This is a genomic window from Streptomyces griseoloalbus, assembly GCA_014650015.1.
GTDB classification, from domain to species: domain Bacteria; phylum Actinomycetota; class Actinomycetes; order Streptomycetales; family Streptomycetaceae; genus Streptomyces; species Streptomyces griseoloalbus.
The window spans coordinates 261,534-275,936 of record BMUD01000005.1 but is presented as its reverse complement, the minus strand read 5'-3'; the positions used below and the strand labels follow the sequence as shown (position 1 = coordinate 275,936).

The following is a 14,403-nucleotide window of genomic DNA, read 5'->3' as shown; positions in this document are numbered from 1 at the left end:
GCGGGCGGGTCTCACCGCGTGACCGGCCTCAGCAGCAGCCGGTTCGGATGCAGCGTGACGCCGATGCGCGGGGCGTCGTCGGACTCGGCCACCCGCTCGAAGCGGTACCGGTTGGCCAGAATCGCCGTGGTCAGCGTCAGCAGGGCCATCGAGAAATGGTCCCCCGGGCACTTGCGATTACCCACTCCGAAAGGACGCATGGCATATTTCGGGATGCTCTCGGAGCGTTCCGGAAGCCACCGGTCGGGGTCGAACTCCAGGTGACGCTCGTACGACTGCGGATCACGCTGGATCGCGTACGGGCTGTAGATGATGTCCGCCCCGGCGGGAATGCGATAGCCGCCGAGTTCCGTGTCGGTCACCGCCCGGCGGGTCAGAATCCAGACGGCGGGACGCAAGCGCATTGCCTCGACGACGACATTGTTGGTGTGCGACAGCTGGTGGATGTCCCTGAATGCCACGGGGCGCCCACCTGTCACGGCTTCTACTTCGTCGTGCACCTTGTCCCCGTGTTCCGGGTGCGCGGCGAGCATGTAGAGCAGCGACATGATCGTGGACGAGATCGTCTCACCTCCGGGGGTGAGTATCGCGACGACCTGGTCGTGGATCTCCTGTTCCCCGATGGGGTCGCCATTCTCGTCCTTGGCCTCCAGCAAAGTCGTCAGCAAATCGTTCGGCTTTTGACCAGATGCGCGGCGCTCGGCCACGATCTCGTCGACGAGGAGGTGCAGATCGGCCAGCGCCCGGTTGAATGCGCGGTTGGCCGGAAGCGGCAGTTTGTAGAGCGGTCCGAGCGGCACCACCATCCGTTGGTACATCCCGCGGAAGACGGTGGCGAGGGCGGCGCACATGCGCTCGGCCCGCTCGTCCATGAACCTGCTGCGCAGCAGACAGCGTGCCGCGACGCGCACGGCGACCCGGTAGGACTCGGCGGTGCAGTCGATGGTCTGCCCGGAGACCCAACGCTCGGTCAGGGCGTGCACCTCCTCCTCCATGATCGGGCCGTAGCCGGGTAGGGCGTCGAGCCTGAAGGCGGGCTGGATGGTGCGTCGCTGGCGCCGGTGCAGCGGGCCGTTGGCGGTGGCCACGCCCTCCTTTCCGAGCAGGCCCTCCAGGGACTCCCACAGCGGGCCGGCGATGATGTAGTCGGGGCTCAGTGCCAGCGCCCCGGTGAGGGCGGGGGTGGTGACGGCGTACACCGTCTTCGGTCCGAGCTTCAGGCGCACGACGTCACCGTGGTCGCGGAGCCGGGTCATGAAGGCCAGCGGATCGCGCACCAGCCTCCAGCCGTGGCCGAGGACGGGGACGCCTCCGCCGGCCACGGGCGGCTCGCGCAGCACGGTCGCCTCGGACGGTCCGGGTTCCACCGATTCGACGGTCATTTCTCACCTGCCGCTTCGTTGTTGACGTACGGGGGCGTGGACCGGTCGTCCCAGCTGTCGACCCGGTACCGGCCGGACTCGTGGTGGAACCAGTAGACGGAACTGAACCAGTTCCGCATATTGCCGACGCAAGCGCGCACGGCGGCACTCGTCTCCTTTCCTCCCACCGTTCCGTCGTCGAGGCCGTCAGCGAACCGTAAGGCGTCCTGTTCGGCGTCCAGGAATTCAGTGATGCATTCCTCGACGCGGCGCCTCACCTCGATGATGGCTTCTTCGAGTGTCAGTCCCTCATGGGTGATGAGACTGATTCCGAGATTGTGCACCTCATGGCCCGCTATTTCCTTCGGCAGTGAGCACAGGTCGTTGTACCAGGCGGCAAATTCCTGACTGAGCAGCGCCGCTTTCCGGTAGGCCGGGTTCTTCCGTACCGCGTCCGGCAGTTCACTGCCCGCACTCGGCTCCAGGAGATCGGTCCATATCCAGTGGGCGAAAGTGAGCCGGCGCAGTTCCAGGTATTCCTCGACGGTGGGGACGACGCCCTCCGTACGATTGCGGAATTCCCGGTCGTACGCCTCGATCACCGCGTGGAAGTGCCGGGCGAACCGGGCGTTCCACCTGCCCGGCATAAAGGCGTACAGCCGCCGGACGCTGTCCGCGAGCCCCGCCACCACCGGATCCTCGTGGCCCAGGTGGTCCCCGGGATTGTCGAGGGCCGTGTGCAGCCGCTCCTTCAGCCGCTGCCAGGCGGCGGGCCGGCCGTGCACGATGTCGCGGTCGTGCCGGTCGTCCCAGACGAAGAACCACGCGCTGTAGTCCGCTATCGCCTGCAGGACCTGGTCGGGGGCCCCTATGTAGTAGCCCGCCATAAGGTCGGTGTAGCACAGGCCATCGGCATATTCCTCCACCTTGTCCGCCGGCATGAGCCGCTTTTCGAGCAGCCACGCCCTGGTGGTCTCCTGAAGCCTCGGCCAATACGGGTGGAGTTGCCGGGGAAACGCCGCCTCGATCACGGGGAGAGACAGCGCCGGTGGAACTGCGATGGTGGTCGGTGTCGATGTGGTGCCGTGTGACAAAGCATGCACGAACAAGCCCCTCTCAGCCGCCAGTTGACGCGCGGCCGCCCCCCGAGCCGGCCGCGCGGTTCGTATCCCCACACCTCCATTCAGCACCACAACTGACCGTCCTGGGAACGGATTTGCTTATTTGGCCACGTCACGCAGCAGACAGACGAACGGCGTCCGATCGAAGATGCACCCGATCGAACGCCGTTCGTGAGGAAAGCGGAGGGACCCCTACGGCCGGTCAGTCGTTGGCGACCACGGGGTAACGCGGCTCGTTCTCGGCCATCTGCCGCAGCGCGTCCTTGCGTTCCCGCTTGGACAGCCGGTCGATGTAGAGGTAGCCGTAGAGGTGGTCCGTCTCGTGCTGCAAACACCGTGCGAAGTAGCCGGTACCACGTACCCGGACCGGGTTGCCCTTCTCGTCCTGCCCGGTCACTTCGGCGTAGTCGGGGCGGGCCAGCGGCGCGTACGCGGTGGGCACCGACAGACAGCCCTCGTTGCTGTCGTCCAGCCGGCGCTTCTCGGCGGGCAGTTCGACCAGCTTGGGGTTGCAGATCGCACCGACGTGCCGCACACCCTCGTCGTCCGGGCAGTCGTAGACGAAGACCTTCAGGTCGACGCCGATCTGGTTGGCGGCCAGGCCCACGCCCTCGGCGGTGCGCTGGCTGGCGAACATGTCGGCTACCAGCTGCTGGAGTTCCTCGCCGAAGTCCGTGACGTCCTTGCACTCCTTGTGCAGCACCGGGTTGCCGACCACGGTGATCGGGCGCGAGGTGCCGCGCTCCCGCCAGGACGCCTCGCGCTCCTCGCAGTCCTCCGTGTCGATGACGTACCCCTCGTCGTCGACGGGGAGCACGCCCGCGTGCTGCTGATCGGTGTCCTGCTGAGCCATGACCGACGTGTGCCTTCCTGGGAAATACCGGGGTGTGATGCTGTTACAGGGTACGGCGAACGGCTCGCGGGCCCGCCCCTAACAGACCTCTTCGAGATCCCGCCAGTCCCGGGAGTCCGGACTGTCCGCGACCCACCCGTCCAGCAGCCCCCGGACCAGCGAAGCCGGCGCGGCGATGCCGCACTCCCGCTCCGGCACCCACAACTGCCCGTCGGTGCGGTGACCGAGCGGCCCGGGATGCCCCGGCTCGCTGTGGTCGTGCGGGTCGAGGTGCTCGCCCTCGCCCTCGTCGGACGGCATCCGGGACTCCGAGCACATCCGGCACAGCAGTCGTACGGAGGACGACCAGTCCTCGGCCGCGAACCCGGCGTCGGAGGCCAGCTGCTCCAGCGCGTCCCGGTCGGCCTCGGACGCGGCCTCCAGCAGCACCACCCAGGTCGGCACCGGCGAGGGCGCCCACAATTCGATCTCGTCGAAGACCGGGTAGGTGTGCCCGGCGGCGGTGCTCCGCTCGCCGTGCGGCACTCCGTCGTGCAGCACGACCTCGCCCCAGCGGCGCCCGGAGGACGGCAGCGGAATGGACAGCACCTCGATCCGGGCGGGGTCCAGGCGTCGCCCCCACACGACCTCCGCCTCCCCCTCCGGCGACAGCCGTACGGCCGCGCTGCCCAGGTCCATGCCGAGGGGTTCACCGGAGTCGGTGGCCGGGCCGGGCACCTTGAGCCCGTAGGCCTGCCACGCCCGTCGGGCCAACGGCCAGTCCTGCAGGGCGGTGGCGGCGATGCCGACGTTCCACCAGTCGGGAGCCCCGGTGTCGCGGTCGAGCAGCGCCACGGCCCGCAGACCGGCCGCGCGCGCCTGTTCCCAGTCGTGCCGGAACTTGTGCAGCAGCGCGAGGTTGAACCAGGACTCCGACAGCCAGGGCTCCAGATCGGCGGCACGTGTCAGCAGCGCGCCCGCGTCCTCGTACCGGCCGTCGCCGATGAGCGTGAACGCGCGGTCCGTGGCCTGCCGCCAGGAGGCGGAGGGCCGGTGCCGTCCCTTGCCGAAGATCCTCACGATTCCCGCCTGCCAGTTCCGCTCGCTGGGCCGGCTGTACCTGTCCGCGCCCCCGGACACCCTCTCCTTCGCATCCAACCACGTACGGCCGGAGAGGCGCTCATTACCCATGGGTTACCCAGCCTCGGGCGGGGTCAGACAGTCCCGCTCGCCGCTCTCACCGCGCCCGGTCCCCGTGTTCACGCGCCCTCCGTGTTCCGTGCCAGCACCCGGGCCAGTGCTTCGACGACCTCGGGTGCGTACCCCTCCGCGGTGCCCAGCCGCAGTTCCTCGAGCGCGGTCAGCGGCCCGCCGGGTCCTCCTTCCCGGGACTTCTCCTCGTACGCGTTCACCACCCGCACGATCCGCGCGGCGAGCGGCTGCTCCGGGTGCGGGTCGGCCTGCTGTTCCACGATCCCGGCCACCCGCGGGTCCACCCCGGTCTGGCGCACCACGGCGCCGCCGAGCAGCGCGATCCGCCGCTGCTCGGGGACCGGCAGGACGGCGGTGGCGCCGGCGGGGACCGGGTCGACGAGGCTGAGCTGGCCGATGTCGTGCATCAGTGCGGCGTACTCCAGCACGGTCAGTTCGGGCTCGGTCAGCCCGAGGTCCCGGCCCACCGCCCGGCTGAGCGCGGCGACCCGCCGGGCGTGCCCGGCCGGGGTGTACCCGGCGATCTCGGTGGCCCGCGCCAGGGAGGCGATGGTCTGCCGGTAGGTGGCGCGCACGGCGGCGTACCGCCGGTAGGACAGCTGTGCGAGCAGGAGGGGTACGGAGAAGACGGGCAGCGCCCACAGCCCCACGACCGCGACCCCGAGCGCCATCACCGCGCCCGTGGCGATGACGGCGGCCCCGATGCCGGGCACGGACCGCAGCTCGTCGCGCAGCAGCGGGAGGAAGGGCCATCCGGTGCGGGAGTGGGCCAGCGCGGCGGCGAGCACGGCGTCGCACAGCGCGGTGAGGGACAGCAGCGCGAGCAGCAGCAACGCGTGGGCGGGCCCGCCCCAGTCGTCGAGGGTGCCCCGGTTGTACAGGGGCTGGAAGCACACGGCGACGCATCCGACGGTCAGCACCCGGCGGGCCGGCGGGTCGAGGGTGGGGCTGTCACCGCGCCCGACGTGCGGCACGCTGCCGAGCAGGGACGCGGCGAGCACGACGGTGACGACCTGGGCGGCGCCGTGGCGGGTCGGCGCCCCCGCGGTCTCGCCGAGCAGCGCGTACGACAGCGCGCCGGCGGCGGCGAGCGGCGCGGCCTCCCTGATCCGTGTCCCGTTGCGCCGGGTGAGCTCTCCGACGGTGATGAGCACGCCGAAGGCGAGGGCGGCACCGCGTTCCTCCACGCCGTTGTAGAGGGTGGTGCCCAGGGAACCGGCGGCGAGGACGGCGGCGCACAGGTGCACGACGGTGTGCAGCCGGGGTCTCATCGGCGCGCCCCGGGCCGGTCGGTGACCGGTGCGGCGGGCTCGGGCGCGGCGGTGGACCGGACGTCGTCGGCGGTCACCGCCGGATGCCATCCGGCCCGGCCGATCGCCCGGACCAGCGCGCCCACCATCCGCGGGTCGAAGTGGGTGCCCGCACACCTGCGGAGCTCCTCCAGTGCCACGGGCACGGGCCGCGCCCTGCTGTAGGAGCGGGTGGAGGTCATCGCGTCGAAGGCGTCGGCGACCGCGACGACCCGCGCCGACTCGGGGATCTGACCGCCGGCCAGTCCGTAGGGGTAGCCGCTGCCGTCCAGCCGCTCGTGGTGGTGCAGCACGGCCGCGCGGGCCTCGCCGAGGAAGGAGATGCCCCGCACCATCTCGTGCCCGTACTCGGGGTGCAGTTCGATCACCCGGCGCTCCTCGGGGGTCAGCGGGCCGTTCTTGGTGAGCAGCCGGGTGGGCACGCCGAGTTTCCCGACGTCGTGCAGGATGCCCGCGAACCGCAGCACCTCGACCCGCTCGTCGTCCATGCCGAGCTCCCGCGCGATCATCATCGACGCCCGACCCACGCGCTCGCTGTGTCCGCGCGTGTAGCCGTCCTTGATGTCCACGGCCTGCACGAGCGCGCGGATCGTCGCCTGATGCGCCGCCCGCTCCCGGTGGTACTGGGCGAACGCCCACCACGAGACGCCCATCGGCAGCAGCACGAGCAGCGCCGCCACGGGCCCGTAGGGGCTGCGCCACAGCAGCGCCATCATGAGTCCGGCGAGGCCGTGCACGGTGAGCGGCACCAGGGACCGGAGGAACAGCCGCCACCAGGCGTCCGGTGCCCCCGCCCGGCCCCCGCGCGGGGGTACGCCGGCCGTCAGCGCCAGGATGCCGCCGTCCAGCAGGGTGAGCACCAGGCAGAACACCGCCACCGCGGCCCCGGCCGCGGCGAGCGCGCCCGGTACGTCGCAGTCCGTTACCGCGTCCCGGCCTCCGGCCGCCAGGTGGACGCGGCTCGCGGCCCACACGGCGAGCACCAGCTGACCGCCCCGCCAGAGCCTGCGCGTCAGGTAGGGCCGTCGCTCCACGGACAGCAGCAGCGCTCCCGGCAGCGCGACCAGCGCCGCGGCGGACGGCGGCAGCAGGAAAGCCGCGGCGAGCAGGACGGGGTGGAAGGTTCCGCCCGGGTGCGGGGCGGCGACGAGACGCGACCGGGCGAGACGCTCGCAGCCGGCGTACACCGCGGCGAGCAGGGCCACCGCCCGCCACGGGGTCGGGGCACCCGGCGGTGGGAGCAGACAGATCAGGGCCGCCGCGGTGACACAGGCGACATACGCCCGGGCCCGTGCCGGTAACACCTCCATGAGCCCCTCCCCGACCGTGCCTGCCGCACTCGACCCGCCACCTGCCAGGCTCTGGAGCCTAGGGCGACGGGAGGTGCCTCCACGGGCCGATAACCCGCGGATTAGCACGTACGAGTGACACGGGGGCCGGGGTACGGCGGGGTGTCAGGACTCCTGCGGTGTGGCAGGTGAGGTGGCGACGTCCTGGTCGGGCACGGCCTGGCCGGAGCGGATCAGGTCGATCCGGCCCATGACCTTGGACCGCAGGTCACCCGGCACGTCGTCATGCCCGCAGCAGCGCTTGACCAGCTTCTTCACCGCCTGCTCCAGCCCGTACTTCTCCAGGCAGGGCGAGCATTCCTCGAAGTGGTGCTCGAACTTCACACAGTCGGCATCCGGCATCTCACGGTCGAGGAACTCGTAGAGATGATCGAGGATTTCGCTGCAATCCGTCTCGTGCGGCTCTCCGCAGCTCATGACCCCGAGCCTTTCGCTTCGTTCGACTCTCCCGCGCCGGCCGGGACCAGTCCGCGCTCACGCGCGTAGTCCTCGAGCATGCCGCGCAACTGACGACGGCCCCGGTGCAGCCGGGACATCACCGTACCGATGGGTGTCCCCATGATGTCGGCGATCTCCTTGTAGGCGAAGCCCTCGACATCGGCGAGATACACCGCCATGCGGAACTCCTCGGGGATCGCCTGCAGTGCCTGCTTGACGTCCGAGTCGGGCAGGTGGTCCAGCGCCTGCGACTCCGCGGAGCGCAGACCGGTGGACATGTGCGACTCGGCACGCGCCAGCTGCCAGTCCTCGATCTCCTCGGCCGCGCTGCGCTGGGGCTCGCGCTGCTTCTTGCGGTAGGAGTTGATGAAGGTGTTGGTGAGGATCCGGTACAGCCACGCCTTGAGGTTGGTGCCTTCGCGGAACTGGTGGAAGGACGCGTACGCCTTGGCGTACGTCTCCTGCACCAGGTCCTCCGCGTCGGCCGGGTTGCGCGTCATGCGCAGCGCGGCCGAGTACATCTGGTCGAGGAACTCCAGCGCGTCCCGCTCGAAGCGCGCACTGCGCTCCACGGTCGACTCCGCACCGGTGCTGCCCTGGCCCTCGGGCTGCTCCGCCTGGCCGTGTTCGGTCCCTGCGTCGGTACCGGGAACCGGACCCACCTCCTCAAGTGTTGTCGTGAGGCCGAAACCGGTCTCACCCGAATCGGAGGATAGACGACGATCCGGTCCGCCCGCCGCCCGAACAGGGGCGGTCTTGGCCGCGTGCAGCACCGTCCAGTCCAGGTCGGCGCGGGCACTGCGACTCGGGCAGAAGGTCGAACCCATGCGGCGGACTTCCTCTCCTACGACGGCGGTGCCGTTGAACCGGCACATACGTCCGCCTCAACAGTGGGGGCCGCCGGGGCATTCCCGGCGTCTCAGCCGAGTGAGCCGGCCCACCGCACGACCGCGTCCGTGACGACCGCCACGGCCTCCTCCTGCGTGATGTCCGCCCGTTTGGGGACGGCGAAGCCGTGATCGCCGTACGGCACCTCGACCAGTTCGTACGCCCACCCGTCACCCGTCACCGCCCTCCCACGCGGCGCGCGGCCCCTGCCGTACCCGGGGAACTCCTCGGGCCTGCCGAACGGGTCGTTGCCGCCCTGGACGACGAGCGTGGGCACCCCTGCGCCGAGCAGCTCCTCGGCACGGGACTTCTCGGGCCTGCCCGGCGGGTGCAGGGGGAAGCTCAGGGCGAGTACCGCGCGGGCGCCGAGTTCCGTGGCGGTGCGGCAGGCGACGCGGGCGCCGGCGCTGCGCCCGCCCGCGATCACCGGCAGGCCCGGCGCGGCCAGCGCCGGCCAGATGCCGCGCCAGCCGGTGTCGAGGGTCTTCGGGGCCGGGGCCACCTTCTTGCCGGCCACCCGCCAGGGCTGCTCGACGAGGGCGACGGTCACCCCGTGCGCGGGGAGCTCGGCCGCGAGCGCCTTCAGGTCCCGGGCCTCGATGCCGCCGCCCGCGCCGTGGCTCACCGCGAGGACGAGGCGGGGGCGCCGCCGGGCGCGGTGCCAGGTGATGCGAGCGGGACCGGCGTCCGTCTCGACGGTCTCGGTCGTGGCAGAGGTCACATCATGGGTCACGTCAGAAGAGTGTGCCCTCTTCCGGAGCGGCCAGCTCCTCGAGCAGCTCCGGGCCGTTGTTGCGGACGTTGCTGACCGCCGTGGTGACCGGATAGGCGCGCATCAGGCCGGGGGGCGGCGGGGCGAGCAGCTCGCGCAGCTCGTCGACGTCGGTGCGGGCGGGGTCCAGCCAGGCGTCCCAGCGGTCCGGGGTGAGCATCAGCGGCATCCGCGGGTGGATCTCGGCGAGGGCGCGCGGGCCGTCCGCCGGGGACACGGCGAGCGGGCCGGCCTCCGCCTCGGTGGTGATCACGGAGCAGGTCACCCACCAGGCCTGGGGATGGCCGTCCGGCAGCGTCCTGTCCCGCCAGAACTCGTACAGCCCCGCCATCGCGAACACCGAGCCGTCGGCCGGCGTCACGAAGTACGGCTGCTTGCGGGGCCGCTTCTTCTTCCCCTCGACCTCCAGGTCCCGCTCCTGCTTGCCGGTGACCCACTCGTAGTAGCCGTCGGCGGGCAGGATGCAGCGCCGGGAGGAGAAGGCGCGGCGGTAGGACGGCTTCTCGTGGACGGTCTCCGCGCGGGCGTTGATCATCCGGGCGCCGCCCTCGGGCGTCTTCGACCAGGAGGGCACCAGTCCCCACTTCAGCTTCCGCAGCTGCCGAACCGGTCGCGGGTCCGCCACGTCCTTCAGGGCACGGTCGAGAACGGCGTAGACCTCCTTGGTCGGCGCCACGTTGTAGTCGGGCTCCAGGGTCTCCTCCGGCTCCCACTTCTCGACCTCGAAGACTCCTGCGAGATCCTCGGGCCTGCGACTCGATGCATACCGTCCGCACATACGTGCAACACTGCCAGACTCCGCACGCGCAGAGGGAGCGATCCGAAACACATGGAAGCCATGGTCAGCACCGCCTCCGCCTCGCTCGCCTCCCTCTGGGACGAGGTCTCCGGCACCCAGCCCGACCCGGACGTGTGGGTGGTCGTCGCCGCACTGGCCGCCGCGGTCGCCGTCGTCGTACCCCAGGTGCTGTGGCGGCTGTCCCGCAACGCCATCACCATCGCCCACGAGGGCGGGCACGGCCTGGTCGCGCTGCTCACGGGCCGCACGCTGACGGGGATACGGCTGCACTCGGACACCAGCGGTCTGACCGTCAGCCGCGGAAAACCGCACGGCATCGGCATGATCCTCACCGCCGCCGCCGGCTACACCGCTCCCCCGCTGCTCGGCCTGGGCGGCGCGGCGCTGCTCGGCGCCGGGCGCATCACCCTGCTGCTGTGGCTGGCCACGGCGCTGCTGGTGGCGATGCTGGTGGTGATCCGCAATGCCTACGGAGCGGTGTCGGTGCTCGGCACGGGCGGCACGTTCGTGCTGGTGTCCTGGCTGGCAGGCCCCCAGGTGCAGGCGGCGTTCGCCTACGCCGTGGTGTGGTTCCTGCTGCTCGGCGGGGTGCGCCCGGCCTTCGAACTCCAGGCCAAACGGTCACGCGGGGGCGCGGGCGACTCGGACGCGGACCAGCTGTCCCGCCTGACGCACGTACCGGCGGGGCTGTGGCTGTTCCTGTTCCACGCGGTGTCGCTGTGCTCGCTGATGGGTGGGGGCCGCTGGCTGCTGGGGGTGTGACAGCGGACCCGGAAGGGGCTCGGGGCCGTGTCGACGTGCGGCTCCGCCGCGCGGACGCGACCAGCCACAACGGCCGCGCAGCCGACGACCGGCCTCCCCGCCCCCCTCCTTATAGAGTGGGCCCCATGGCCCCGAACCCCGCGCACACCGCCCTCTGGCCCGCCCCGCACGCGAGCGGACCCGTCGACGCGACGGTCCACGTGCCCGGGTCCAAGTCGGTCACCAACCGTGCCCTCGTGCTCGCCGCCCTCGCCTCCGAGCCGGGCTGGCTGCGCCGCCCGCTGCGCTCCCGCGACACCCTGCTGATGGCGGGCGCGCTGCGCGCCCTGGGTGTGGAGATCGAGGAGACGGTGTCGTCCAGCTCCTCCGTCGCGGGCGGCCCCGAGAGCACCGGCGAGGCCTGGCGGGTGCTCCCCACGGGCCTGCACGGCCCGGCCACCGTCGACGTCGGCAACGCGGGCACGGTGATGCGGTTCCTGCCGCCGGTCGCCACGCTGGCCGACGGCCCCGTCCGCTTCGACGGCGACCCGCGCTCCTACGAGCGTCCCCTGAACGGCGTCATCGACGCGCTGCGCCGGCTCGGCGCCCGGATCGACGACGAGGACCGCGGCGCGCTGCCGATGACGGTGCACGGCGGCGGTGCCCTGGACGGCGGCACGGTGTCGGTCGACGCGTCCTCGTCCTCCCAGTTCGTCAGCGCCCTGCTGCTGTCCGCGCCGCGCTTCAACCAGGGCGTGGAGGTCCGGCACACCGGCGCGACGCTGCCGTCCCTGCCGCACATCCGCATGACCGTCGACATGCTCCGCGCGGTGGGTGCCCAGGTGGACACCCCCGAGTCGGGCGGCGAGCCCAACGTCTGGCGGGTCACGCCGGGCGCCCTGCTCGGCCGGGACCTGACCATCGAGCCGGACCTGTCCAACGCCCAGCCGTTCCTGGCGGCGGCACTGGTGACCGGCGGCAAGGTCGTCGTCCCGGACTGGCCGGCCCGGACCACCCAGCCCGGTGACCGGCTGCGGGAGATCTTCACCGAGATGGGCGGTTCCTGCGAGCTGACCGAGTACGGGCTCGTGTTCACCGGCTCCGGGTCCGTCCACGGCGTCGACGTGGACCTCGGCGAGGTCGGCGAGCTGACCCCGGGCATCGCGGCCGTCGCGGCGCTCGCGGACTCCCCGTCCACCCTGCGGGGCGTGGCCCACCTGCGGCTGCACGAGACGGACCGGCTGGCCGCGCTCACCAAGGAGATCAACGAACTCGGCGGTGACGTCACCGAGACCGCCGACGGCCTGCACATCCGCCCGCGCCGGCTGCACGGCGGGATCTTCCACACCTACGAGGACCACCGCATGGCCACCGCCGGCGCGATCATCGGCCTCGCGGTCGAAGGGGTGCAGATCGAGAACGTGGCGACGACGGCGAAGACCCTGCCGGACTTCCCCGACCTGTGGACCGGGATGCTCGGGGCGTAGGGGTCACCATGCGCCGCTACGGCAAGCACACCGACGAGGACGACATCCGCTCGCGCCCCAACCGCAAGGGCAACCGCCCGCGCACCCACATCAGGCCCAAGCACGAGGACGCCGCCGAAGGGCTGGTCCTCACCGTCGACCGGGGCCGGCTGACCTGCCTGGTCGACGACCGGATCGTGATGGCGATGAAGGCCCGCGAGCTGGGCCGCAAGGCGGCGGTGGTCGGTGACCGGGTGGCGATCGTCGGCGACCTGACAGGCGACAAGGACACGCTCGCGCGGATCGTACGGATCGAGGAGCGCGCGTCGGTGCTGCGCCGTACCGCGGACGACGACGACCCCTTCGAGCGGGTGGTCGTGGCCAACGCCGACCAGCTCGCCATCGTCACCGCCCTCGCCGACCCCGAGCCCCGCCCGCGCCTCATCGACCGGTGCCTGGTCGCTGCGTACGACGGAGGTCTGACGCCGTTGCTGGTGCTGACCAAGTCGGACCTCGCGCCGCCGGACGAGCTGCTGGAGCTCTACGGCGAACTCGACATCCCGTACGTCGTCACCAGCCGCGCGGAGCTGGAGAGCGGTGAGGCGGCGGGCCGGGTGCGCGAGCAGCTGGACGGACGGATCACGGCGTTCGTGGGGCACTCCGGGGTCGGCAAGACGACACTGGTGAACGCGCTGGTGCCGGAGGAACGGCGGCGCACGATCGGGCATGTGAACGCGGTGACGGGGCGGGGGCGGCACACGACGACCTCCGCGCTGGCCCTGCCGCTGTCGGGCGCGGAGGGATGGGTGATCGACACCCCGGGTGTGCGGTCGTTCGGACTCGCCCACGTCGACCCGTCCCGGGTCATCCACGCCTTTCCCGATCTGGAGCCGGGCACGGAGGGCTGTCCGCGCGCGTGCAGTCACGACGAGCCGGACTGCGCGCTGGACGCCTGGGTGGCCCAGGGCCACGCGGGACAGGCGCGGCTGTACTCGCTGCGACGGCTGCTGTCGACACGGGAGCCGACGGAAGGCGACTGACCTTCGCGTTGTTTGTCATGGCGTGCGGGCGGTAAGTGCATAATCGCACCGAGCCGGACCCGAAACCTGCCGAACCTGGCGAAGCGGTCACTGTACGTGGCGATTGCGGAAGGACGACACATGGCGTGGCTGCTGGTCGTAGTGGCCGGGTTGCTCGAGACCGGGTTCGCCGTGTGTCTGAAGCTGTCGCACGGCTTCACCCGGCTGTGGCCGACCATCGCGTTCTGCGCGTTCGCGCTGGGCAGCTTCGGACTGCTGACCCTGGCACTGAAGAAGCTGGACGTGGGCCCCGCGTACGCGGTGTGGACGGGTATCGGTGCGGCGGGGACGGCCATCTACGGGATGGTGTTCCTCGGGGACCTGGTATCCACGCTGAAGATCGTGTCGATCACCTTGGTGATCGTCGGGGTGATCGGACTGCAGTTGTCGGGGTCCTCGCACTGATCGTCCACCCCCCGTCTTCAACGGCACCGGTTACCGGTGCAGGGCGCCGCGCACCAGGTCGGCGACGCGGTTGCCGGCCGGTGGCGCGGCGACGCGGGACAGGGCGAGACGGACCACGAGCTCGCAGGACCGGGCCGGCTCGGCGGTGTCGGCAAGGGGAACGCCGGGGCCGGCCAGGACGGCGACGGCACGGTCGCGGACGAGGGCGACGAGGTCGGCGGGTGAGGGCAGCGGGCCGTCGGCGCGGCGCTGCGCGGGCGCGGCGGAGGCGGACGGCACGGCCGAGAGGGGCGGGCAGGGCAGGCGCTCGCTCCAGCAGCCGGTGAGCAGGGCGCGGACCAGGGCGTTGTCCTGGGCGCTGGAGGTGGTCCACTCGGCGGTCGCGGTCAGACGGTCCCGTGGTTCGGTGGGACCGGTGAGCGCGCGGTCGACTCCGGCGAGGTAGCCGTCGGCCTCCCTGCGGACGAGGGCCCTGGCGAGACCGTCCTTGCCGCCGAACTCGTTGTAAAGCGTCTGCCGGGAGACTCCGGCCGAGGCGGCGACGTCCACCATCCGCACCGTCGGCCACGGCCGACGCGCGAGTGCCGTGTATGCGGCGTCCAGCAGGGATTCCCGCGCCGCGGGCATCAT

At 71.6% G+C, this 14,403-nt stretch carries 15 protein-coding genes; 4 read left to right on the top strand and 11 right to left on the bottom strand.

The genetic code is table 11. The features are described from left to right. Positions 1–11 precede the first annotated feature (11 nt). The 10 genes from IE178_RS10210 to IE178_RS10165 form a co-directional block, all read right to left on the bottom strand. Complete coding sequence (locus IE178_RS10210; RefSeq protein WP_193512018.1) at positions 12–1,382, bottom strand: bifunctional albaflavenone monooxygenase/terpene synthase; 1,371 nt, start codon at positions 1,380–1,382, stop codon at positions 12–14. Next, entirely contained in the window at positions 1,379–2,464 is a 1,086-nt protein-coding gene (gene cyc1 / locus IE178_RS10205; protein ID WP_193512071.1) for an epi-isozizaene synthase, read from the bottom strand. The genes IE178_RS10210 and cyc1 overlap by 4 nt, the downstream gene beginning before the upstream one ends. Before the next feature lie 220 nt (positions 2,465–2,684). Then, positions 2,685–3,335 (bottom strand): peptide deformylase, encoded by a 651-nt coding sequence (gene def / locus IE178_RS10200; RefSeq protein ID WP_193512017.1) that lies wholly within the window; start codon positions 3,333–3,335, stop codon positions 2,685–2,687. A gap of 78 nt (positions 3,336–3,413) precedes the next feature. Further along, positions 3,414–4,394, bottom strand: a complete 981-nt coding sequence (locus tag IE178_RS10195; protein WP_184764737.1) for a tetratricopeptide repeat protein — start codon at positions 4,392–4,394, stop codon at positions 3,414–3,416. Positions 4,395–4,573: 179 nt separating this feature from the next. After that, complete coding sequence (locus tag IE178_RS10190; protein WP_193512016.1) at positions 4,574–5,797, bottom strand: HD-GYP domain-containing protein; 1,224 nt, start codon at positions 5,795–5,797, stop codon at positions 4,574–4,576. After that, entirely contained in the window at positions 5,794–7,146 is a 1,353-nt protein-coding gene (locus tag IE178_RS10185; protein WP_193512015.1) for an HD-GYP domain-containing protein, read from the bottom strand. Before IE178_RS10185 ends, IE178_RS10190 begins: the two co-directional genes overlap by 4 nt. Before the next feature lie 144 nt (positions 7,147–7,290). Then, complete coding sequence (gene rsrA / locus IE178_RS10180) at positions 7,291–7,602, bottom strand: mycothiol system anti-sigma-R factor (protein ID WP_184764656.1); 312 nt, start codon at positions 7,600–7,602, stop codon at positions 7,291–7,293. Further along, the gene (gene sigR / locus IE178_RS10175; RefSeq protein ID WP_193512014.1) at positions 7,599–8,285 is read right to left on the bottom strand and encodes an RNA polymerase sigma factor SigR; all 687 of its coding nucleotides are present in this window, start codon (positions 8,283–8,285) and stop codon (positions 7,599–7,601) included. The genes rsrA and sigR overlap by 4 nt, the downstream gene beginning before the upstream one ends. Positions 8,286–8,542: 257 nt before the next feature. Continuing rightward, on the bottom strand, positions 8,543–9,244 hold the full coding sequence (locus IE178_RS10170; protein WP_184764658.1) for an alpha/beta hydrolase family protein: 702 nt from the start codon (positions 9,242–9,244) through the stop codon (positions 8,543–8,545). Between the two features lies 1 nt (position 9,245). Beyond that, positions 9,246–10,061, bottom strand: coding sequence for an SOS response-associated peptidase (locus IE178_RS10165; RefSeq protein ID WP_193512013.1), 816 nt, complete (start codon positions 10,059–10,061; stop codon positions 9,246–9,248). Positions 10,062–10,121: 60 nt separating this feature from the next. On the opposite strand from IE178_RS10165, the gene IE178_RS10160 reads away from it, so the two are divergent. The 4 genes from IE178_RS10160 (at position 10,122) to IE178_RS10145 (ending at position 13,773) form a co-directional block, all read left to right on the top strand. After that, complete coding sequence (locus IE178_RS10160; RefSeq protein ID WP_193512070.1) at positions 10,122–10,844, top strand: M50 family metallopeptidase; 723 nt, start codon at positions 10,122–10,124, stop codon at positions 10,842–10,844. Between the two features lie 125 nt (positions 10,845–10,969). Further along, positions 10,970–12,310 (top strand): 3-phosphoshikimate 1-carboxyvinyltransferase, encoded by a 1,341-nt coding sequence (gene aroA / locus IE178_RS10155; RefSeq protein WP_184764660.1) that lies wholly within the window; start codon positions 10,970–10,972, stop codon positions 12,308–12,310. A gap of 8 nt (positions 12,311–12,318) precedes the next feature. Further along, the gene (rsgA, locus tag IE178_RS10150) at positions 12,319–13,329 is read left to right on the top strand and encodes a ribosome small subunit-dependent GTPase A (protein WP_184764661.1); all 1,011 of its coding nucleotides are present in this window, start codon (positions 12,319–12,321) and stop codon (positions 13,327–13,329) included. Positions 13,330–13,449: 120 nt separating this feature from the next. Continuing rightward, entirely contained in the window at positions 13,450–13,773 is a 324-nt protein-coding gene (locus IE178_RS10145) for a DMT family transporter (protein WP_184764662.1), read from the top strand. A gap of 30 nt (positions 13,774–13,803) precedes the next feature. Here IE178_RS10145 and IE178_RS10140 read toward each other — a convergent pair whose 3' ends face one another. After that, a complete protein-coding gene (locus IE178_RS10140; RefSeq protein ID WP_193512012.1) occupies positions 13,804–14,403 on the bottom strand; it encodes a TetR/AcrR family transcriptional regulator in 600 nt (199 codons plus the stop codon).